General features: G+C 70.2%; 16 protein-coding genes, 1 tRNA gene and 1 pseudogene. 7 read left to right on the plus strand and 11 right to left on the minus strand.

Annotation, left to right across the window (positions count from 1 at the left end; translation table 11 throughout):
* Window positions 1-286: 286 nt before the first annotated feature.
* Both OIE49_RS18980 and OIE49_RS18985 read right to left on the minus strand, forming a co-directional pair.
* Window positions 287-1,144 carry a hypothetical protein gene (locus OIE49_RS18980; protein WP_326803355.1) on the minus strand — a complete coding sequence of 286 codons (858 nt, stop codon included), beginning with the start codon at window positions 1,142-1,144 and terminating at the stop codon, window positions 287-289.
* A gap of 271 nt (window positions 1,145-1,415) precedes the next feature.
* A complete protein-coding gene (locus tag OIE49_RS18985) occupies window positions 1,416-2,048 on the minus strand; it encodes a TetR/AcrR family transcriptional regulator (RefSeq protein WP_326803356.1) in 633 nt (210 codons plus the stop codon).
* A 77-nt stretch (window positions 2,049-2,125) separates the two neighbouring features.
* Between OIE49_RS18985 and OIE49_RS18990 the strand changes: the two genes are divergently transcribed.
* The gene (locus OIE49_RS18990) at window positions 2,126-2,722 is read left to right on the plus strand and encodes a peroxiredoxin-like family protein (protein ID WP_326803357.1); all 597 of its coding nucleotides are present in this window, start codon (window positions 2,126-2,128) and stop codon (window positions 2,720-2,722) included.
* Window positions 2,723-2,898: 176 nt separating this feature from the next.
* Here the strand turns inward: OIE49_RS18990 and OIE49_RS18995 are convergent, their stop codons facing one another.
* Window positions 2,899-6,090, minus strand: a complete 3,192-nt coding sequence (locus OIE49_RS18995) for an alpha-L-rhamnosidase (protein WP_326803358.1) — start codon at window positions 6,088-6,090, stop codon at window positions 2,899-2,901.
* 237 nt (window positions 6,091-6,327) lie between these two features.
* Window positions 6,328-6,966, minus strand: a complete 639-nt coding sequence (locus tag OIE49_RS19000) for a TetR/AcrR family transcriptional regulator (RefSeq protein ID WP_326803359.1) — start codon at window positions 6,964-6,966, stop codon at window positions 6,328-6,330.
* 193 nt (window positions 6,967-7,159) lie between these two features.
* Here OIE49_RS19000 and OIE49_RS19005 point away from each other — a divergent pair, with 193 nt between their 5' ends.
* The gene (locus tag OIE49_RS19005) at window positions 7,160-7,726 is read left to right on the plus strand and encodes a hypothetical protein (protein WP_326803360.1); all 567 of its coding nucleotides are present in this window, start codon (window positions 7,160-7,162) and stop codon (window positions 7,724-7,726) included.
* Window positions 7,727-7,955: 229 nt separating this feature from the next.
* Complete coding sequence (locus tag OIE49_RS19010; RefSeq protein ID WP_326806268.1) at window positions 7,956-8,648, plus strand: hypothetical protein; 693 nt, start codon at window positions 7,956-7,958, stop codon at window positions 8,646-8,648.
* A 76-nt stretch (window positions 8,649-8,724) separates the two neighbouring features.
* On the opposite strand, the gene OIE49_RS19015 is transcribed toward OIE49_RS19010, so the two are convergent.
* Window positions 8,725-10,176, minus strand: coding sequence for a flotillin family protein (locus tag OIE49_RS19015; RefSeq protein ID WP_326803361.1), 1,452 nt, complete (start codon window positions 10,174-10,176; stop codon window positions 8,725-8,727).
* A 121-nt stretch (window positions 10,177-10,297) separates the two neighbouring features.
* Window positions 10,298-10,807: a hypothetical protein gene (locus tag OIE49_RS19020; RefSeq protein ID WP_326803362.1), complete on the minus strand. Its 510-nt coding sequence runs from the start codon at window positions 10,805-10,807 to the stop codon at window positions 10,298-10,300.
* A 510-nt stretch (window positions 10,808-11,317) separates the two neighbouring features.
* Between OIE49_RS19020 and OIE49_RS19025 the strand changes: the two genes are divergently transcribed.
* On the plus strand, window positions 11,318-12,958 hold the full coding sequence (locus OIE49_RS19025; protein WP_326803363.1) for a helix-turn-helix domain-containing protein: 1,641 nt from the start codon (window positions 11,318-11,320) through the stop codon (window positions 12,956-12,958).
* 211 nt (window positions 12,959-13,169) lie between these two features.
* Window positions 13,170-14,465: a diaminopimelate decarboxylase gene (locus OIE49_RS19030; RefSeq protein ID WP_326803364.1), complete on the plus strand. Its 1,296-nt coding sequence runs from the start codon at window positions 13,170-13,172 to the stop codon at window positions 14,463-14,465.
* A 482-nt stretch (window positions 14,466-14,947) separates the two neighbouring features.
* On the opposite strand, the gene OIE49_RS19035 is transcribed toward OIE49_RS19030, so the two are convergent.
* From OIE49_RS19035 to OIE49_RS19050, 5 genes and pseudogenes are all read right to left on the minus strand, one after another.
* On the minus strand, window positions 14,948-17,098 hold the full coding sequence (locus OIE49_RS19035) for a protein kinase domain-containing protein (protein WP_326803365.1): 2,151 nt from the start codon (window positions 17,096-17,098) through the stop codon (window positions 14,948-14,950).
* A gap of 85 nt (window positions 17,099-17,183) precedes the next feature.
* Window positions 17,184-17,591, minus strand: coding sequence for a barstar family protein (locus tag OIE49_RS19040; RefSeq protein WP_326803366.1), 408 nt, complete (start codon window positions 17,589-17,591; stop codon window positions 17,184-17,186).
* 290 nt (window positions 17,592-17,881) lie between these two features.
* Window positions 17,882-18,031: pseudogene (locus OIE49_RS37135) on the minus strand (DUF7660 family protein); the annotation flags it as partial.
* 200 nt (window positions 18,032-18,231) lie between these two features.
* On the minus strand, window positions 18,232-19,272 hold the full coding sequence (locus tag OIE49_RS19045) for a DUF1152 domain-containing protein (RefSeq protein WP_442812349.1): 1,041 nt from the start codon (window positions 19,270-19,272) through the stop codon (window positions 18,232-18,234).
* A 201-nt stretch (window positions 19,273-19,473) separates the two neighbouring features.
* A tRNA-Gly gene (locus OIE49_RS19050) sits at window positions 19,474-19,547 on the minus strand.
* Window positions 19,548-20,049: 502 nt separating this feature from the next.
* Between OIE49_RS19050 and dcd the strand changes: the two genes are divergently transcribed.
* Both dcd and OIE49_RS19060 read left to right on the plus strand, forming a co-directional pair.
* Complete coding sequence (gene dcd / locus OIE49_RS19055) at window positions 20,050-20,625, plus strand: dCTP deaminase (protein ID WP_100568384.1); 576 nt, start codon at window positions 20,050-20,052, stop codon at window positions 20,623-20,625.
* A gap of 16 nt (window positions 20,626-20,641) precedes the next feature.
* A complete protein-coding gene (locus OIE49_RS19060) occupies window positions 20,642-21,151 on the plus strand; it encodes a phosphoribosyltransferase (RefSeq protein WP_326803368.1) in 510 nt (169 codons plus the stop codon).
* Window position 21,152 lies beyond the last annotated feature (1 nt).

Genomic DNA, 21,152 nt, shown 5'->3' on the forward strand with positions numbered 1-21,152 from the left:
GCGGCGTCGCGACCAGGCGGTCCGCGGGAAACGCCTCGATGACAGGTTCATGCGCCGCCGGGCCCGCTGAGGCCGCTCGGGCCGACTGGGCAGGGGCAGACCCGCCACGGGGGGTGCGAACGAGTCTGCCCCTGCACGATGCCGCCCGCGTACCTCCCCCCGGAGAGCAGACGGCCCGACCCCGCGTGGGGGTCACTTGTTTCAGCGTGGCGCGAGCGCCGACTGTCACGGGTGCGGGTCCACTGACACGAAGTCGACACAATCGTGCGGCAAGACACCCAATCCGTCACTCGGTCTTCGCCGCACCGGCCTGTCCGGGCTTCTCGTTCTTGGCGTTCTTCTTGCTCTGCTCGTTCTTCTCGCCGGCCGAGTGGCCGTTCGGCTGTCCGTTGTCCTTGGCCGGGCCGCTCCCGCCGTCCGAGCCGTTCCCCTTGCCCGCGTTGCCCGCGTTGCCCGCGTTGCCGGCGTTGCCCGCGTTGCCGGCGTTGCCGGCGTTGCCCGCGTTGCCCGTCCCGGCCTGCGACAGCTGGTCGGCGCAGTACGCGTCGACGTTGTCCTCGCCCCCGGCGGCCTCGATGAACCGCTTCCAGGCCGTGGACTCCAGCGCCTTGCCCCTGCCCTTCACCGACGCGTACGCGCGGCAGTGGGCCAGGATGTCCTTGGCCGTGGGCGGGCGGTCCCGGGTCACGGAGGGCGCGGGCGTGGGGGAGCCGGGCCCGGACGGGGCGGTGGAGGCGGACGCCGGTGTCGACGCGGGCGCCGGGGCCCGGGGCGCGGTGGGCGACGGGTGCCGCCGTACCCGGCCGTCGTCCTCCGCCTTCCTGTCGGACTCCGGTGAGCCGATCGCCGCGATCGCCACGCCGCTGAACGTCAGGCCGGCGAGGAGCACGGCGACGGCGGCCCGCACCGAACGCCGCCCCAGGACGTGCCGCGACCGCCAGTCGTCCCGCCTCCGCGCCCGCGCCTGCTGGTGGACGCCCTCCGCCCGGGCGGCCCGGAAAGCGGCCACGGCCCGCTGTTCGGCCGATGTGTCGAGGGACCCGGCGCGCAGGGCGCGGCGGAGTGCGGACTCCAGCGCGGCGGCGCGGGTTCCGTCGTCGGCACCGGACCCGTGGCCGCCCGTACCGGCGCGTCGGTGGTCCACGCCCCCACCGTCGCTGTGTCGGTCGCCCATGCCCGTGTCCATCCCATGCGGTAGCTACTCGTTCGCTCTACGGATCCGACGCCCTCGCTGCTCATTCCGACTGCCTCAGCGTATGGAGGCCCTCTCCCGTCACACCCGGGCTCCGGCCGACAGGGGCCGGGCCAGGGCAGGACAAGACGGGGCGGCGGGGCAGGGCGCGGGGAGCCTTCGGGCGGCCCCTTCGGGCGGCTCCTGCGGGCGGCTCCTGCGGGCGGGGCCCAGCGGGCCGTCTTCAGGCGCGGAGGCCGCCGAGACCGCCGAGGCCGTCGAGGAGCAGCGCGAGCCCGCCCAGGAACTCCTGGTCGGCGCCGACGTTCCGGGCGTGCCGGGCGGTCTCCGTCATGTGCGGGAACTCGGCGGCCGGCAGCTCGGTGATGGCCACGGTGCCCGCACCGGACAGGGCCCCGAGGTGTTCGAGCTGGATGGCTCCGATGACGTAGCTGAGCAGTCCGCGCAGGGCCACGACCCGCCGCTCGCCCTCGACGCCCGCCTCGGTGAGGACGGCGAGCACCGCCTCCGACCAGCGCAGTACCCCGAGGGAGTGGTGCCGGTGGCTGATGGCGAGCGGGACGGTCGCCGGGTGGGCCGCCACGGCGTCGCGCAGCCGCCGCACCATGACCTCGATCCGCTCGCGCCACGGCATGCCGGGGTCCGGCGGCTCGACGTCCACACCGGCGAGTACGAGCTCGACGACGAGCCGTTCCAGTTCCTCGCGGTCGTCCACGTACCGGTAGAGCCCCATCGTGCTCATGCCGAGTTCCTTGGCGACGGCGCGCATCGACAGTCCGGTGAGCCCGTCCCGGTCGATGACGGCGAGGGCGGCCGCGGCCGGCTGGTCCGGTGTGAGTGAACGTGGGCGTGGCATGGCGGTTGACAGCGTACGGCATACGCCTACGCTGGTAAGCGTATGCCGTACGCCTACGGAGGGAGCCCGTCGTGCCCATGTCCCGCAGTCCGGTGAGGCCCGGTTCGATCGTCCAGGAGCGGTGTCTCACCGCCGTCTCCGGCGAGCAGGTCGCCGTGCCCGATCCCGACCGGCTGATCCACCTCCAGTTCCGGCGCTTCGCCGGCTGCCCGGTCTGCAACCTGCACCTGCGCTCGGTGGTGCGGCGGCACGAGGAGATCGAGGCGGCCGGTGTCCGCGAGGTCGTGCTCTTCCACTCGCCCGCCGAAGAACTGCTGCCCCACACCACCGATCTCCCGTTCGCCGTCGTCGCCGACCCGGACAAGCGGCTGTACCGGGAGTTCGGCGTGGAAAGCTCACCCCGCGCCCTGCTCGACCCGCGCGCCTGGTGGCCGATCCTCCGCGCGGTCGTGAGCGGTCTCCGGGAGGTCGTCCGCGGGCGGGAGCGCCTACCGTCCACCAGCCCGCACGGCGGCCGCCTCGGCCTCCCCGCCGACTTCCTCGTCGCGCCCGACGGCCGGGTCCTGGCCGCCACGTACGGCGAGCACGTCTACGACCAGTGGCCGGTCGACGAACTGCTGCGACTGGCGGCCACGCACACGACGAAGCCCCGAAAGCCCGAACATCACGGCTGACGAACAGGAAGGACTCCATCCGACCCAGTCGCTGGACGACACCGTCCACCAGCGCGTGCGGCTCGGCGGCAAGGTCCGGTGGCGGCCCGATAGGAGTTCAGGCGGACCGCGGCACCGGCAACGGGAGGCGGACACGGGCACCTGTCCGCCCGTGAGTCCGTGGGATCGCCGGACGGTCAGGCGGTGAAGTGGTGTGTGCCGGAGCCGACCTGATACACCGCGCAGCCGTCCTCCTGGCGCAGGAGCGTCCCGCCCGTGCGGGTGACCGCCTTCGGGGTGGACGCGGGGATCCACACCTCGGCAGCCGTGTTCGGCGGCACCGTGCAGGTCAGGGTGAAACGGCCGGCGCGCTGCCGCCATTGGGTGGAGACGGGCCCGTAGACCGAGGTGAAGGTGGCGCGGGAGGAGGTGACGGCTCCGCCCGGACGGGGGCGGACGACGATCTCGCGGTAGCCGGGCCGGCCCGCCGAGATACCGGCGATGTTGGCGTACATCCACTCTCCCACCGAGCCGTAGGCGTAGTGGTTGAAGGAGTTCATGCCCGGGTCCTGGAAACCGCCGTCGGTCCTGATGGAGTCCCAGCGTTCCCACATCGTCGTGGCGCCCCTGTCGATCTGGTAGCCCCAGCTGGGGAAGGAGCGCTGCTGCAAGAGGCGGTAGGCGATGTCGGTGCGCCCGGCGTCGGTCAGGACCGGCAGCAGCCGGGGCGTGCCGAGGAAACCCGTCGAGAGGTGCCAGTCCCTGGCCTCGATCAGGGCGACGAGCCGGTCGGCCGCGGCCTTCCGCAGTCCGTCCGGCATCAGGTCCATGGACAGCGCGAGGACATAGGCCGTCTGCGTATCACCCTTGACCCTGCCGTCGGAGGTGACGTAGGCGTTCCGGAACGACTCTCGTACCCGGCCGAAGAGATCGAGGTATGAGGCAGGGTCCTTGCCGAGCTCCGTGGCCATCCGGGCCGCGAGATCGGCGCTGTGCGCGAAGTACGCGGTGGCGATGACGTCTTTGGGGGTTTCGTCGTCGGTGTTCAGCCAGTCGCCGTATCCCTCGGGCGGGCGCAGCAGCCGGACGCTGTTCTTCTCCAGATACGTCAGCCACGCCTGGACGGAGGGCCAGGCGTCCGCGAGGACCTGTCGGTCGCCGTAGGCCTGGTAGAGCGACCAGGGGACGGTGACGCCCGCGTCGCCCCAGCCGGCGGTGCCGCCGCCGAGTCCGCCGACATCCGGCGCCACGTTCGTGAACGCGCCCTCCGCGGTCTGGGCGTCCCGGAGGTCGACGAGCCACTTGGACAGGAAGCGGGCCGACTCCATCGTGTAGGCGGCCGTGGGTGCGAAGACATTGATGTCTCCCGTCCATCCGAGGCGCTCGTCGCGCGCGGGCGTGTCCGTCGGAACGGAGAGGAAGTTGCCGCGCTGCCCCCAAATGATGTTGTGGTGCAGTTGGTTGAGCATCGGCACGTCGGTCTCGAAGTCGAGCGTGGACGATGCTGACGTATACATGACACGCCCGGTGACGGCCTTCGCCGAGGGGGTACCGGGGAATCCGGTCACCTCGACATAGCGGAAACCGTGGACGGTGAAGCGGGGCTCGTAGCTCTCCTCCCCGTGGCCCTTGAGGGTGTACGTGTCGGTCGCCGACGCGCTCCGCAGGTTCGCCGTGTAGACGGTGCCGTCGGGGTTGAGCACCTCGGCGTGTCTGAGCCGGACGGTCGTTCCCGCGGCACCCGACACCCGCAGGCGTACCGAACCGACCATGTTCTGGCCGAGGTCGAACACGAAGACACCGGGCCTGGGCTGGGTCACCTTCTTCGGTGTCAGCTCCTCGGCCACGCGTACCGGACCGTTCTCCTGCGCGACGATCAGGCCGGGGCCGACGTCGCCGGCCTCGCGTACGCCGGGCCAGCCCCCGTCGTCGAAGCCGGGTGAGGTCCAGCCGGGGGTCTCCTTGCGGGCGTCGTACGTCTCGCCACCGTGGAGGTCGGCGGCGACGATCGCCCCGGAGACGGCCCGCCAGCCGGCGCCCGAAGTGATGCGCTCGCTCGTCCCGTCCGCGTACTCCACCTCCAACTGCGCCAGCAGAGCCGGGTGTTCGCCGTACTGATGAGGGCCGAACATGCCGACGTCGCCCGCGTACCAGCCGGGCGCGAGATACACCCCGATGGCGTTGGCGGCACCGGGCCGCAGGAGCGTGGTGACGTCGTACGTCTGGTAATGGACGCGGGTGCGGTAGTCCGTCCAGCCGGGAGCGAGCTGGTCGCGGCCCACGCGGCTGCCGTTGAGGTGGGCCTCGTAGAGGCCGAGCGCCGTGGCGTACAGCCGTGCGCGGGACACCTTCCGGTTGCGGAGCCGGAACTCGTGGCGCACCTGCGTGACGGCGTACGTCACCGGGACGACCCTTCCCCAGGGCCCGCCGCCCCACGGCGCCGCCACCATCGCCGCCGGCCAGCCGCCGTCGTCGAAGCCGAGCCCGCGCCAGTCGGCGGGAGGCTCCTTGTCGGTTGCCTTCCAGGAGGCGTCGGTGACCGTCCTCTGCTCGCCGGAAGCGGTACGGACCGTGAGAACGGCGATGAGTCCCGCCGGGCCCGGGGACGCGTTGGTGGCGGAGACGGCGATGACGTTGTCGCCGGTGTGCACCTGGTCCAGTACGTCGATCACGGCCGGGCGGCGCCAGCCGTCGTTGTCGGTCTCCAGGTCGGTGCGGGCCACCTCGACCCCGTTCACGGAGACGGCGTACACGTTGTCCGCGCTGATGGCGAGCGTCGCCGCGGTGATCCCTTCGGGCAGCTTCGCGATGCCGCGGAACCAGCGGGTGACCGCCGGAACACTGCTCGCCGGATCACCCTCGGGGAACCAGATCCAGGAACTGCCCTCGAGGGAGGGCACGTTCGCGAGGCTCGCCGGAGCCGAGATCCAGTCGGCCGTCCACTGCCCGGCCTCCATGAGACCGGTCTCCCACCACGAGGGCTCGCTCCAGCCGGAGGTCCGGCCGTCGGCGTCCCACACACGTACGGACCAGAAGTAGCGTGTCCGGGGCCCGAGCCGAGGACCGCCGTACGGCACGAGGACGGACTCGCCGGACGTGACCTTCCCGCTGTCCCAGACGTCCGGACGGGACAGGCCCTTCGCGGTGGTGGCGACGCGGACCTGATAGGCGCTCTGACGCATATCCGGCTTCTCGCAAGCCAACGGCCAGCTCAGCCGGGGCCGTTGTGCGTCGAGACCGAGGGGGTGCTGGACGTACTCCACGCTCGGCGCCGTGACACGCAGACCGTCGTGCCCGGAGGCCGGTGAGGCCGCCGCCGGTATCGCGTCCAAGGACGCCGCCGCGACGGTGGCGGCCGCACCCGCCAGAACACTCCTCCTACTGATCACTACGACTCCTCGTCCAGGAATGGATGAATCGATTCAGTTCAGGTGAGTGTGGGTAACGTACGGGCGGGCGGGGTGAAGGTCAATCAGTGTGCGGGCACTTTCGTGCGCGGCCTGTGTTCGACCGTCACGCGTAGCGGGACCGGCGCGCGGCGTGGAGTCGGTCGATTGAACGGTTTCAATTCAGCGGCCCGCTCGGACCGCTCGAGCCGGCCGGAGACAGGCGCGAGGCGTGAACCCTCAGACGCTCGTCCCGGTGGCGGGAGGAGCGGCCGGGCCCGACACGGACTCGGGGGCGGTGCGGGCCCGCAGGATTTCCTCGACGCCGTCCAGGAACGTCTCGGAGATCAGTTGCGGATCGAAGAGGCAGCCGGCCGCCATCGCGCCGTCCCTGAGCATGACGAACTGCCGGCCTGCGGCGTCGGCGGGCGTGTCGCCGGTCTGCGCGAGCAGGTCGGTGACGGTGTCCAGGAACCACTGCCGGTGAGCGAGTACCGCCCGGTGGACGGGGTGGTCGGGATCGGGATACTCGGCCACCGCGTTGAGGAAAGCGCAGCCGCGGAAACCGGGGGACGCGATGCCCTCCACGATGCACCGGCCGACGTCACGGACCCGATCGGCCGCCGACCGCCCGCTCGCCGCGGCGACGGCGTCCACCTGCCCCCGGATCGCCCGGTCGGCCTGGTCGAGGTAGGCGAGGATGAGGTCTTCCTTGCCGGAGAAGTGCCGGTACAGCGTGGCCCGGGTCACCTGTGCCTCCGAGGTGATCCGGTCGATGCCGACGGAGTGGATCCCCTCCGCGTAGAAGATCTCGGTCGCCTTGCTGAGCAGCCGCGATCGCGCTTCCGAGGTACTGCCGCCTTCTGTGCTCCGACTCATGCGGATCAGCGTACCAAGGGGATGAGGGAGAACGTTCGGTCTTGACAGCGGAGCCGTCAGTCGCCTTGAGTGGGAAGAAGACCGAACGTTCTCCTTCGCGCCTCGCCCGGCGAAGCAGCTGATCGATGAGGCCGGCAAACAGCACGCGGCGAGCCGGCGACGGACGACTCCACTGCCCCCGAAAGGCGCACACGTGAAGACCCTTGAAACCCTGGAAACCCGCGCCACCACGGCCCCCCTGGCCCTGCGCAAGCTGTACTTCGTCCGCTTCGCCTTCGCGGCCGTATGGGCCGCTGTGCTGTTCGCGACGGCCTCGACGCTGGGCCCGCTGAGCGTGACGCTGCTGGTGATCTACCCCCTGTTCGATGTGGCCGCCGCGGTCGTCGACGTCCGTACCGCGAGGGCGAACGGCGGCGCGGCCACCGGCCTGTACGCGAACATCGTGATCAGCACGCTGGCGGGCATGGGCCTGGCGGTCGCCGCCGCGTCCGGTATCCCGGCCGTCCTGCGGGTGTGGGGACTCTGGGCGATCACCGCGGGACTCGTGCAACTGGTCGTGGGGGCGGTCCGACGCCGACTGGGAGGCCAGTGGCCGATGATCGCGAGCGGAGCCATCTCCACCGTCGCGGGCGCGTCGTTCATCGCCCAGGCCGGCGGGGAGAACGCCTTCCTGGGAAGCCTCGCGGGCTACGCGTTCCTGGGCGGCGTCTTCTTCCTGATCTCCGCCCTGCGCCTGAAGAAGGCGGACAGGGAGGGATGACCGGACGCAACGGGACGTCCACCACCGCCGACCGACGCCCCGGCCGCCGACCGGAAGTCCCCGATCCCGAAAAGGACTTCCGCGGCCGTTGCCTCCGCCGTGCGACGACATCCCTTCGCGCTTGCCGAGTGGGCCAGGGGTATTCGGCTCGTCATTGCGACCCAATGCTTATCCAACTCCCCTACATTGGAAGGGAGTTCGCCGCGCAGGAGGGGGAGCGTTGGAATTGATGGTCCTGTTCCTGATCACCGTCCTCTGCTTGGCGCTGCGCCAGCTGTTCGTATGGATCCGCGGTATGCACCACAGAAGGCGGCTCCCTCCCCCGGCCATCACCTCGGCGCAGGCGGCGGCGTGCCAGAACCAGGCCTTTTACGAGATCTGCCGAAGATCCAGAGGGCCCGGCTGGCGGGCGGTCCGCATGGCGGAGTACTTCACGGACCAGGGGTGGAATCGTGCGGACGCGATGCTCATTCTCGCGGAGCCGCTGAAGCACGGACTGATCAAGGTTTATGGATGGCGGTTCGGTATGTACGGACCGACCCGGACGGGCTGGGACGAGTACCGGAAGAACTTCATGTGGTCAGGAGGCAGTGAGGTGGTCAACATTTCCGCCGGATCCGGCGGTTTCGTCGTGGCGAATGTCCACAGCTCTCACGCTGTCGCCCAGGGAGGCGTCGGCAACAGCGCCAAAGTGCGGGATGTCTCCCACCGGCAGTTGATCGACGCGCTGAGAGAGGACGCACGCAGCGCGGAGCCGGACGAGGCCGTACGGGCGCAGGAGTACGCGGACGACCTGGCCGAGGCGGTCCAGACGGAGAACCCGGCGCGGGCGGATCGGGTCCTTGGCCGGATCAACGCCCTCCTGGTGGCGGCTCGTTCGGCCTTCGCGCTGACCAGGGACCTGCTGCCGCCGGGCATCTGAAGCGGGAAACAGCGGAGCCCGGGCGCCACTCGGGCGGCCGGGCTCCGTGGTCAGCGGTGTTATTGCGTTCTGTGCTCTATTCGGTGATGTCGATCTTGTCGTGGGACGGCTCGGCCGACGCCGGTGTCGAGGATTCGACCTGTGCCGGGGTCTTCGCCGTGCCGCGTCCCGCGAGGCCCTGGAGGAGCTGGGCGAGGTCGACGCCGGTGGTGGAGCTGAGGAGTTCCATGCCCTGGGCGACGTTGTCGGCGACCGTGCGCGGGAGCTGGCCCGCGCCGTCCGTGGAGATGACGGTCAGCTTGTCCACGGCCGACAGCGGCTCGGCCGCCTTGGCGACAACCTGCGGCAGCACCTCGACCAGCATCTGGAGCACCGCCGCGTCGCCGTACCGTTCGAACGCGTCGGCCTTCTTGTGCATGGCGTCGGCCTCGGCCGCGCCCTTCGCGGCGATCGCGGCCGCTTCGGAGTCACCCTCGATACGAACGGCGTCGGCGAGCGCCGCACGGTGGGCCTTCTCGCCCTCACCGGTGAGCCGTGCCCGCTCGGCGGCCGCTTCGGCCTCCTTGACCAGGGCGATGCGGTGGGCCTCCGCCTCCTGCTCGGCCCGGTAACGGTCGGCGTCGGCGGGCTTGCGGACCTGGGTGTCCAGTTCGCGGTCGGTCAGCGCGGCCTGCCGGACGGCGACCTTCTCCTGCTCCTGCAGGACCTCCTGCCGCCGGGCGGCCTCGGCGAGCGGGCCGGCGGCGTTGGCGCGGGCGGCTGCCTCGTCCGTCTCGGCCTTGATCTCGGCCTGCTTCAGGGCGTAGGTGCGCTGGGCGATCGCGATCTCTTCCTCCGCCTTGAGGCGGGCCTGCTCGGAAGCGCGCCGTGCGACGGCCTCGGCGATGTCGGCCTCCTGCTTGGCGCGGGCCGCCTCAGGCCGGCCGAGGTCCTCCAGGTAGGAGCCCTCGGTGGTGATGTCCTGGATCTGGAAGGCGTCCAGCACCAGCCCCTGCCCGGACAGGCTGGCCTCGGCCTCCTCCGCGACCTGACCGGCGAAGGCGGCACGGTCCCGGATGATGTCCTCGACGGACATCCGCCCGACGATGGAGCGCAGCGCGCCGGACAGCACCTCCTGGGTGAACCCGACGATGCCGTCCTGCTGCTGCAGGAAGCGCTGGGCCGCGGCGCGGATCGAGTCCTCGGTGCCGCCGACCTTGACGATGGCGACGCCCTCCAGGTTGGCCTTCACCCCGCGCAGCGTGACCGCGCCCCGGACGGCCACCGGAATGTGCCGGCTGGACAGGTCGAGGCTGAACTTCTGCTGCACGAAGGGCACGACGAAGACACCGCCGCCGACCACGACCTTCTGGCCGCTGTTGTCGATGGAGACGCGGCCGGTCTCGGGGTCCGTGGACTTCTTGCCGCGCCGTCCGGTGACGATGAACGCCTCGCTGGGACCCGCGACCTTGTAGCGGGTGACGACCACGAGGGCCAGCAGGACCAGGAGTACGACGGCTCCTATCACGGCAATCAGTACAGGGCTCATATGTGGAATCCCCTCAGCCCTCCCCGGGGGACGGCGAATCGGAACGGATCAGAAACGGACGCGGAAGGAAGACGAAGGGGCGGGCGTGCGGGCCTCGTGGTGTGGCGCGCAGCTTCGACGGTCAGTCGTCGACCGGCCGGACCACGACCGAGGTCGCGGACAGCACCGACTCCACCCAGACCTCGGCACCCCGCGCCACCGGCACCGAACACTTCGCGGCCAGCTTCAGCGGCTGCCCGGCGAGATGCACCAGCACTTCGCCGTACCCCTCGGCCGGAATAGCGGTCACCACGGAACCGGAGCCGCCGACGAGATCGTCGCCCCGCGGAGCGGCAGCGCCCTGCTCCCGCATCAGGGCGCGGCTGAGTTTCCACGTCAGCCAGCCCGTGGCGACGCCCGCCACCACGCCGATCGCCGTGGCCCCCGTGACCCCCAGGCCGGTGGTGCCGAGCGCGATCGCCCCGCCGAAGCCGAGCATGGACACGAATCCGGCGATGACCGGCAGCGACAGCAGCCCGTCGAACAACCCGTCCAGCACCCCGCCGAACAGGCCTTCCAGGATCCCGTCGAAGATCAGCGAGAGCACCAGCAGGACCAGTCCAGCGATACCGAGACCCACAAACCAGTTCATTTGGGCCGCGCTTTCACTCGACGATCTCCCCCGCCCGCATATTGCCATGCGATCGGGTGACAACACATTGCCTGCTCCCGGCAATCTTTACACGCACTTGATGCCGCCTTGATACGCCCTTCGTCCGGACGCCGACGTTCCGCTGCAACTCGTGACGCGGAGTGCGGACGCGAGGCGCGACGGCGGTACGGGCCGCCGCCCTGAAGCCCGACGCCCGCCCTCCCGCAAACCGCGCGCTGTCCGCAGGGCGCACCGCCCCGGGCCAGGGCCGCAGCGCATCACGGCCGCCGCTTCCGTTGCCGGGCAGTGGAAGCGGCGGCGGCCACCTTCGCCGTCGCCCGCCACGGCTACGCCGCCCCGCGCCGGCGACGGGAGGAAGCGCCCGAGGCCGCCATGGCCCGACGGCCTCGGCGCGGAGCGGGTGGTCGGCTCGCGTGCACACACCTCGCGTCATTTGTGTGACTCCTCCTACACTCACCGTCACACGGCGCATCGACACGAGGGGGCCTGATGCTGCTGAACGGAACGGCCGGGCAGGGGGACGCCGCCGCAGCGGGGCCGACGCTGGAAAGACTTCTGTCGGTCATGGGTGCCGGTGCGCTGGAGCTGTGCACGGCTCCGCGGGGCCTGGGGGGCGTGGTCGAGGGAATCACGGTGCTGGACCCGCTGGAGTCGGGGCTGCCGCGGGGGCAGGTGCTGCTGGCAGTGGGCATGGATCCGCAGTCGGCCGCCGCCGTCGACGTCGTGCGCGATGCCGCCGGCTCGGGAGCGGCCGCGCTGGTCTTCGGGCCGGGCAGGTCGGGACGGCCCCCGGACGCGCTGCGGGCGGCCGCCGAGGACGCCGGTACGGCGGTGCTCTTCCGGACGGCGTGGTGCGGCTGGGTCGAGTTGATCGGCGCGCTGCGGGCCGGTCTGGTCCTGTCCGGAGTCCCCGCCGATCCGGCTGTGACGCCGGGCGACCTGAACGGGCTGGCCGACGCGGTGGCGGTCCTGGTCAGCGGCGCGGTGACGATCGAGGACGTGGAGTCCCGGGTCCTGGCGTACTCGTCCACGAAGGAGGACGTGGACGAGTTACGCCGACTGACCATTCTCGGCCGCCGCGTGCCGGAGTGGCGCGTGGCCGCCATGCGGGAGGCCGGGTTCTTCCGCGCGTTGTGGGGCTCGGGGGACGTCATCCACCGGCCGGCGCACGGGGAGAATCCCGAACGTCTGGTGGTGGCCGTCCGGGCAGGCGGAGAGATCCTGGGATCGATCTGGGTGGCGGCCGCGGGCGGCGACCTCCCGCCACACGCCTCCGACACACTGCGGTCGGCGGCGCGGGTGGCGGCCGTACATCTGCTGCACCACCGCTCGCACCGTACGCACGCCCGGCTGGTCGAGGACGCGGCCCGTGCGCTGCTCGACGGACGGGGATCCGCCGGTCTGCTGACCGAGCGCACCGGAATTCCGGCGCGCGGGAACTGCGCCGTCCTGTCGGTACGCCCCGGAGCCTCCTGCAAGGCGGAGGAAACCGTAAGGCTGTGTGCCCTGATGGCGGTGTACTGCGGCGCGAACGACCTCACGCCGGTCGCGGTGCCGGTGAGCCAGGGGGCCCTGGTCGTGGTGGGCGCGCTGCACCAGGACATGCAGCGGGCCGTCGAACAGGTCGCACGTCTGGGGAAGTCACTGGTCCGGCAGGTGGCCGACGCGTTCGGGCCGGAAGCGAGAATCGGTCTGGGCACGGTGGTCGGGACCCTGGCGGACCTGCCCGAGTCCCGCCGGACGGCGGACCTGGCACTGAGAGCCCTGCTCTCGACGGGAGAGCACCGCACCGTCGCCTTCGCGAGCGAGGTGGCCGAGACGATCGCCCTGAACCAGATGCTGGACACGCTGACGGGACCGTCCCTGGCACCGGAGACACCGGTGGCACGCCTGGTGGCGTTCGACGCCGCGCACGGCGGAGGCACCATGGTGCAGACCCTGCGGGCCTACCTCGACCACTTCGGTCACGTGCCGGACACCGCTCGGGCGCTGGGTGTGCACGCGAACAGCCTCCGCCACCGGATCAGCCGGCTCACCGAGGTGTCCGGGCTGGATCTCCGCAGTCCGGACGCCCGGCTCCTCGCCCAACTGCAACTGCGCCTTCTCGACCGCGGTGGCCGGGAGGCGTGAGCATTCGGGCGCCCCCACGAAGAAAGAGCCGCTTCTTCGTGCCCGAGCACCATGGCGGCTGTGGCACGTCCGCGGCTTCGCTCCCCGGTGAGAACCGCGCGGCGGAAAACCGGGACTCCCGACGAAGACACCCGCACCGCTCCGACGAGAGTCTGGTGGTCCGCCCCACGGCAGCCGTGGCGGCGAGAACTCGGCTCGGGGAGAGTGCACGATGAATGGTTCTGACAAGGCCGACCGGCGCGAGCGGATTCTGCGGGCAGCCGTAGAGCAGGGACTCCTGGAACCCGAGACGGCCGTACTGGCCGGGTTCGTCGACCTCGACGGCGTCAACGACACCGTCACGTCCCTGCGGAGCGCGTTCCCCGACTCCCTCCGGGTCCTGCACGCGTTCGCGGCCAAGGCGAACTGCCTGGTTCCCGTGCTCGAGGAAGTGCGCCTGAGCGGCATGGGCTGCGAGGTCGCCAGTGCCGGCGAACTCGCCCAGGCGCTGGAGGCGGGCTTCGAACCCGCACACATCGTGTTCGACTCCCCCGCCAAGACACGGGCAGAACTGGTCCGGGCACTGAGCCTGGGGGTCGCGGTGAACGCGGACAGCTTCCAGGAACTCTCGCGGCTGGACGAGATCCTGGCGACCCGTCGTTCCGACTCGCGCATCGGTGTGCGCATCAACCCCCAGATCGGCGCCGGCTCGATCACCGCCATGAGCACGGCCACGTCGACCTCGAAGTTCGGTATTCCGCTGGAGGACGAGGGCAACCGGCGACGACTGCTCCAGGCGTACCGGGACCGTCCCTGGCTCACCTGGGTGCACACACACGTCGGCTCGCAGGGCTGTCCCCTGGACCTGATCGCCCAAGGCATCGCGAAGGCGGTGGAGTTCGCCGAGGAGATCAACGCCCACCTCGGCCGCCGGCAGGTCACCGGCATCGACATCGGGGGAGGACTGCCGGTCAATTTCGACAGCGACGAGACGACGCCCGGCTTCGACACCTACGTGGATCACCTGCGCGAGCACGCGCCGGCCCTCTTCTCGGGCGAGTACGAGATCATCACCGAGTTCGGCCGTTCCGTGCTGGCCAAGAACGGGTTCACCGCCGCGTACGTCGAGTACACCAAGACCGTCGGCGGACGTCCCATCGCGATCACCCACGCCGGCGCACAGGTGGCCACCCGGACCGTGTTCGCCCCCGACGCATGGCCCCTGCGGATCGAGGCCCACGACCCCGGCGGCCGGGCCAAGCACGGCCGGCCCGTGCCACAGGACATCGCGGGCCCGTGCTGTTTCGCGGGTGACCTGCTGGCACGCAACCGTGCGCTGCCCCTCCTCGACGTCGGCGACCTCGTCGTCGTCCCGGACACCGGCGCCTACTACTTCTCGACGCCTTTCCACTACAACAGCCTGCCCGAACCCGCCGTGCACGGCGCCCGCGTCGACGCCGACGGCCGTGTCACCTTCCGGCAACTCCGCGCCGCACAGGCCGTCCACCCGGCCCCGGCCCTTGCCTGACGCTGATACGCGCTCTCCCGCGTGCCTCCACCGGAGAGCCGACCGCAGCCACTTGGGCCGGGCGTGCCACGAGCGAGCACGCCCGGCCGCCCGGAGAGAAGAAAAAACCCACAACGCCAGGAAAGGCAGGTGTAACCGCCATGAAAGTAAGGTCCGCCCGGGCAGGGTGTTCCACGGAGGAAGCGACACCCCCGGGCCGACGGGCCATCGGACGACGGCTGTCCGCCACCGTGGTGCGCTGCGGCCGAATGACGTGTGACGTCGCGCGATGGTTCTCACGTCGCCGGCGCGTCGCGGCCGACCAGTTCCTCCGCGGCGCGTGCTACGGGACGGGCACGGCCGTGGTCGGTCTGCTGGTGGTGTGGGCACAGACCCGCTGACGACAAAGGAGCCCCGGACCGACGGTCTGGGGCTCTCTTCGCTGGACCGGGCGACGAGAACCGAACCAGCGCTCTCAGCCCGGGCGCGATTGCCTCGGCCGGTCAGGCGGGCCCGTCCGGGCTCCGCGAGAAGGCCGTGTCGCCGGCCATCGCCACGATCGCGTCCCTGACGAGCAGCACGCGCGGCGGGTAACCCTGCGCTTTGTCCCCGGGGTCGTCCAGAGCGGAGGTGCGCCAGACCTCCGCCCCGGTGCGGCTGTCCAGTGCCAGCAGACGGCCGAAGCGGTTGGAGAAATAGACCCGCTTGTACGTCGCCGACACCGCGGGCGCGGACAGACTCTCCATGTCCGTGACCTTCTGCCAGAGTTGTCTGCCGCTGTCCGCCGACACCGCGGTGACCGACCCGTCGGACCGGACGAAGTAGACGACGCCGTCCGCGAGGGTGGCCGCGCCGGTCAGCGGATGTGCCAGCGGTATCCGTCTGACCTGCCCGGTTTCCGGGGCCACCCGCAGCAGCGCGTTGTACGGCCGTTCGTACCCGGCTTCGTACACGTCCTTCGCGGTCTGGGGGGCGAGGAACAGTGGTCGCCCGCCTACGGCGCCGAGCGCTTCCGCCTTCTTGGGCAGTGTGGCGCTTTCGGTCAGGCTGCCGGGTCCGAGCCTCATCAGGTCGACCGGGGCCTGGCCGGACTCGGTGCCCTCCGAGCACAGGGCGTAGGGGACGCCTCCCAGTGCCGTCGGAGTGCAGTACTCGTCCAGCGAAGGCGCCCGCCACAGTTCCTTGCCGGAAGGTCCGTAGGCCACGAACCACGAGGAGTCGGGAGACAGGGTCAGCAGTCCGCCGTCGTACAGGACCGCCTTTTCGGCCCGGTTGATGTCGCGTTGCCACCGCCGGTGCCCGGTACCGGCGTCGAGGGCCACCAACCGCCTGGTCTCGTCGTCCGGTTCCTCGTACATGTAGACCAGCCCGTCGCGAACGCCGATCGGCTGGGCCCCCTGAGGGCGGGTGCCGGTCCGCCACAGGGTGCGGCCGGAGGCCGCGTCGATTCTGGCCGCCGTGAATCCCGTACCGCCGCAGAACAGGTCGCTTCCCTCCGCCACACATCCGGGGCTGCCGTAGTCGAGAGGGACACCCGTCACGTCGTACCGCAGCTTCGTCCGCCACGGCCGCCAGCCGTCGGGCAGTGACGCGGCACGGGCGGTGGCGGTGGCGTCGGAGGCGGTGGTGGTCGTGTCCGGAGCGGACACGAAGACACCCATCCCGATCCACAGCCCCGTGACGGCCAGCGCCGCGCCGAGGCCGGTGAGCAGCATCCGTGCTCGTCGGCGCTTGCCGCTGCCGGTGCCGGTCGCGGCACCCGCGGAACTGGTGGCGGCCTTCCGAGAAGTGGGGCGACGCCGGGGTTTCGTGGACTGCCCGGTCTCAGGGGACCCGGTGGCGTCGGATTCCGGCAGCGCCTGGAGCATGCGGTGTATGTCCGTCAGTTCCGGCCGTGCGGCCGGGTCCTTGTCCAGGCAGCGCTCGACAATGTCCAGGAGCGCTTCGGGCACCCCGCCGAGGTCCGGCGTCCCGTACACCACCTGATAGCCGGTTATGTACGGGCTGTCGGCGTCGAACGGTCCCGTGCCGACGGCCGCGAACACCAGCAGTGATCCCAGCGAGAACACGTCCGAGGCCGGGGTGACGTCTCGGGCGGAGGCCACTTGTTCCGGCGACATGAAGGGCGGAGTGCCGATCATCCGCCCGGTCGCGGTGAGGTTCTGGTTGTCGGAAGCACGCGATATGCCGAAGTCGATGACGCGCGGCCCGTCCTCGGTCATCAGGACGTTGCCCGGTTTGAGGTCCCGGTGCACCAGGCCCACCCGGTGGATGTCGCGCAGTGCCTCGGTGAGCCCCAGCCCCAGCGCGCGCAGCTCCCGCCGGCTCAGCGGGCCGCCCTTCTCCACGACTTCGGCGAGGCTGAGTCCCGGCACGTAGAGCGTCGCCATCCACGGCCGGTCGGCGTCCGGGTCGGCATCCACGACAGGCGCGGTGAAGGCACCGCTCACTCTGCGCGCTGCCGAGATCTCCTGCCGGAAGCGCGTCCGGAACTCCTCCTCCTGGGCATACGGCCCGTGCACGAGCTTGACCGCGACCTGCCGTCCCGAGGCGGAGACTCCGAGATAGACGACTCCCATGCCGCCCGCCCCGAGCCGGCGGAGAAGGGTGTACCCGCCTATGGAATCCGGGTCCCCGCTGCTCAGGGGCGTCATCGCCGATCATCCTTCCCAGCGCCTGCCTGCCTCACGGAGATCAGACTAGGGCCTGCCCCTCCGGGAACGGAGCCGCGCCGGGGGCTCAACTCCCTGCTGCCCCACGAGCGTCCTGAGTCAGGCACGATCGCAACTGTTCCTCAAGGGACGGGACGGATGCGGCCTCGCATGACATGACAACCACTAGCCTGCTGAGTTCGATGCCCTCGGGCCGCTTTATGTAGGACCATCGCTGTCCTGCCCGCAGAAGCGTCTTGAAGAGCAACCGCCGCCCGGAGGCATCGCCTGGCAGTGCCTCATCCGCGGCCTTGACGATCAGCACGCAGTGGTCCGCAGACAACCACTTCAGATCGCCCAGACAGTCTGACAGGGCATCCCAGTTCCACCCGAAGTGATCAGGCAGCCTCAACCCGTTGTAGAACTGCTGGAAGACAGCGTCCGTGTCGCGCATCTCCCGGCCGTCGAGACGCGCTACGTACGTCCTGCCGGTCACGGGAAGCAGTAGATCGACAGGCAGTGCGTGCGCCTTGCTCCGGAACTACCTGCAACCAGGGCCCCGTGTGCACCGCCACGCTTCCTCCTGTGATCCAGACCGTGTACCGCTGCGAAATCAGTTCTTCTGGCAGTGGTGCAGCCAACCTCTCACGCGGGCGTCTTTCCTGGCTCGCCTGCGTGACCCGCCATGCTGCCGTCAGCCTCTGCCAGCGCCTGTCAACGTTGGTCGGCCTCGGACGGCCCAGGGACGGCCCGGCTGCGGGTATTACCGGCCACCGTTTCGTGGCATCACTCGTACACCACTGCTGTGCTCAGGGCCCGTGCGAAGAATGTCCAGTCCCCGGACGGCGGCATCTCCTGGTCAAAGTTCCGGTACCAATTTGGAGAGGAGCTGATCCACGCCGCGAGCGCTTCGAGGTACCGCTCAAGCGTCGGGTTCTCCCACTCGGCGCCGGTATCCCACGCTCACCAGCCCACCACTCTCCCAGGATGGGAGCTCCCCGCGCACGCCACCTACGGACCCGCAGTCGGGAACGGCGCCCTATCCACACGTGGGCGCGCGTCGGTGCAGCGCGCGCGGAGCGCGCCCGGCGGAGCGGAGCGCAGCCGGGGCTTGAACCCGTGAAGAAGGTTGTAACTCAGTCGTCGGCAGGGATGCGCCACAAGGGCGCCGCGTACTGATCTGGGCGGCTGTTGATGAGGAGTTGGCGCAGCTCGCCGCGGTGAGAGCCGCTGAGGTTCAGGGCCTCGGTGATGTGGCGGAAGGTCGTGTGGGTGACTCCGCGGCCGTGTGCCTCACGTTGGAACTGGGCGAGTCGGGGCAGTACGTCGTCGGAGTCGAGCCTCGTCGGTGGCTGCTCGGTGAGCCATGTCGCCTTGTTGCGTTCGTAGTCGATTTCAGAGAAGCCGCAGATCTCGCGGCTGTATGCCTCGGCTTCGTCCAGGGTGGCCGTCGTCATGATGGCGCGGGCCAGGGTGTTGCGGCTGATGGCTTCATCCAAGTCGACTTCGTGGACCGTGGGCCCCTCCTCGGTGAGGGGTACGGCGAAGCCGGCGTCCCGGATTTCGCAGAGGCCGCGGGCTCCTCGGGCTGTCGCCGCGAGCATCGCTGTCGCCTCTGAGGGGTGCCACTCCAGGACGCTGCCGACCGACTCCACGTCCTGCGCCGTGAAGCTGTGGACGAGGGGGCCGAAGAGGGGGCGCAAGTCGTCGGGCGAGACTTCACCGTCCAGTCCCGGGCCTACGACCAGCAAGCGGATCGGGGCGTTGACCTGACAGCACGCGGCGAGGGTGAGGGCGTCGGCGAGCGGGCTCTTGAGCGTGGGCTCGTCGCCCTCGGCGAGGATGTCGCCGCCCACGTCCAGCAGATCGATCGACACGGGGGCCAAGTGGTCGATCAGCTCTTCGAGCTGGCGTGTGACGCCCTCGGCGCCGTGGTGCGGGTCGAGCAGGGCGAAGGTGTGGGGGAGCCCTGCCGCGAGTCGGGGGAGAGTGGAGCCCGCCGGGGCGATCGGCTCGGCCGTGGCCGGCACCGACCAGACGCAGCGGGTGACCGGTTCCAGACCCGTGAAGTTGTCCGCCCCTCGCGGGCCCGGGATCGGGTCGACCAGCAGGCGGTCCCAGGCGTACGTGAGGATCACCGCCTGGTCCTCGTCGCCGTACAGGGCGGCGTGAAGCATTGCGGCGGCGACTGCGTCGCCACCTCCTCCTGCTGCGACGATCAACCGCGTCATGTGCTCAACATTACGGGCTGGAGGCCTGGCGACCAGCCCTGATCTACCAACGCTCCGACGAGGAGCGTCAGCAAGCGAATCCGGCACGCAGCGACTGATCACCGCACACAACAACAAGGCCCAGGTCGCTGACCTGGGCCTGAATCATGGAGCGGGTGACGAGAATCGAACTCGCGCTCTCAGCTTGGGAAGCTGATGTTCTACCATTAAACTACACCCGCGTAAGACGCCGACCAAAGTTCGGGTCCGGCGCTCACTGTACCCCATCCCTGGCCCTCGGTGCTCGAACCGTGGGGCCGGTGTGCGTTTCAAAAGGGGGAGCGGCGCTGCGGGGGAACGGAGTTGGGGCGTACGGTGGGGGTGCGCGGCTGGGGTCCTGTGGGCCGGAGTGCCGTCTGGTGGCACGTCTCCTTGATCCCGTACTGTGGCTTTTGTCGTCAGGCGGCGAGAGGCCAGACGCGGTTCTGGGGAAGGGACTTAAGGGACTTGATGGAGCGCACCGTCGTCCGTTGTGCCGAGGGGCACGTGTTCAGCACCGCTTCGTTCCCGATGCAGCAGGCCGAGCGGCTCGGCCCCGGCCGGCTCATGAGGTGTCCACGGTGTGCCAGGCTCCGCAGCGTGGTGCCTGTGGGACTGCAGAAGCGGTAGCGGCAGCAACGCGGTACCGGCGCGTGGAGTCGTCCTGATTGTGGGGGCTCCGCGCGTCTTGCGTATCCTCGCTACGTGCTTCTCTCAGACAAGGACATCCGGGCCGAGATCGACGCCGGGCGGGTGCGGATCGATCCCTTCGACGAATCCATGGTGCAGCCGTCGAGCATCGATGTGCGGCTCGACCGCTACTTCCGGGTGTTCGAGAACCACCGCTACCCCCACATCGACCCCTCCGTCGAACAGCCGGACCTCACCCGGCTCGTCGAGCCGGAGGGCGACGAACCGTTCATCCTGCATCCGGGGGAGTTCGTCCTCGCGTCGACGTACGAGGTCATCTCGCTTCCCGACGATCTCGCCTCCCGGCTCGAGGGCAAGAGCTCGCTCGGGCGGCTCGGGCTGGTCACCCACTCCACCGCCGGGTTCATCGACCCCGGCTTCTCCGGGCACGTGACCCTGGAGCTGTCGAACCTCGCGACCCTGCCGATCAAGCTCTGGCCCGGGATGAAGATCGGGCAGCTGTGCCTGTTCCGGCTCAGCTCGCCCTCCGAGGCCCCGTACGGCAGTGAACGCTACGGCTCCCGGTACCAGGGGCAGCGCGGTCCCACCGCCTCCCGCTCCTACCTCAACTTCCACCGCACGCAGGTATGAGGGGCGCGCCCACGACATGACCGAGATACGAGAGAACCTCAGCTACGAGGACTTCGGCACCGCCGTGCGCGAGCTCGCGCAGACCATCGCCGACGACGGGTACGAGCCGGACATCGTGCTCAGCATCGCGCGCGGCGGAGTCTTCGTCGCCGGCGGGCTCGCCTACGCCCTCGACTGCAAGAACATCCACCTGGTCAACGTCGAGTTCTACACCGGTGTCGGGACCACGCTCGAGATGCCCGTCATGCTCGCGCCCGTGCCCAACGTGATCGACTTCTCCGACAAGAAGGTCCTGATCACGGACGACGTCGCCGACACCGGCAAGACGCTCAAGCTGGTCCGCGACTTCTGCCTGGACACCGTCGCCGAGGTGCGCAGTGCCGTCATCTACGAGAAGTCCCAGTCGCTCGTGAAGTGCGAATACGTCTGGAAGCGCACCGACGACTGGATCAACTTCCCTTGGTCCGTGCTTCCTCCGTGCCGCAAGGCCGGTACGCCGATCACGCCCTCGAAGGACGCCCTGTAGC

The sequence above is a fragment of the Streptomyces sp. NBC_01788 genome, assembly GCF_035917575.1.
GTDB lineage: Bacteria > Actinomycetota > Actinomycetes > Streptomycetales > Streptomycetaceae > Streptomyces.

Coding starts and splice junctions, on each gene's coding strand:
- OIE49_RS19020 (WP_326803362.1), bottom strand. CDS start 10,807: ATGAACTGGTTTGTGGGTCTCGGTATCGCTGGACTGGTCCTGCTGGTG.
- OIE49_RS19045 (WP_442812349.1), bottom strand. CDS start 19,272: ATGCTTCACGCCGCCCTGTACGGCGACGAGGACCAGGCGGTGATCCTC.
- OIE49_RS19060 (WP_326803368.1), top strand. CDS start 20,642: ATGACCGAGATACGAGAGAACCTCAGCTACGAGGACTTCGGCACCGCC.
- OIE49_RS18990 (WP_326803357.1), top strand. CDS start 2,126: ATGTCCCGCAGTCCGGTGAGGCCCGGTTCGATCGTCCAGGAGCGGTGT.
- OIE49_RS18985 (WP_326803356.1), bottom strand. CDS start 2,048: ATGCCACGCCCACGTTCACTCACACCGGACCAGCCGGCCGCGGCCGCC.
- OIE49_RS19000 (WP_326803359.1), bottom strand. CDS start 6,966: ATGAGTCGGAGCACAGAAGGCGGCAGTACCTCGGAAGCGCGATCGCGG.
- OIE49_RS19035 (WP_326803365.1), bottom strand. CDS start 17,098: ATGACGCCCCTGAGCAGCGGGGACCCGGATTCCATAGGCGGGTACACC.
- OIE49_RS19030 (WP_326803364.1), top strand. CDS start 13,170: ATGAATGGTTCTGACAAGGCCGACCGGCGCGAGCGGATTCTGCGGGCA.
- OIE49_RS19010 (WP_326806268.1), top strand. CDS start 7,956: ATGGTCCTGTTCCTGATCACCGTCCTCTGCTTGGCGCTGCGCCAGCTG.
- OIE49_RS19015 (WP_326803361.1), bottom strand. CDS start 10,176: ATGAGCCCTGTACTGATTGCCGTGATAGGAGCCGTCGTACTCCTGGTC.
- OIE49_RS19025 (WP_326803363.1), top strand. CDS start 11,318: ATGCTGCTGAACGGAACGGCCGGGCAGGGGGACGCCGCCGCAGCGGGG.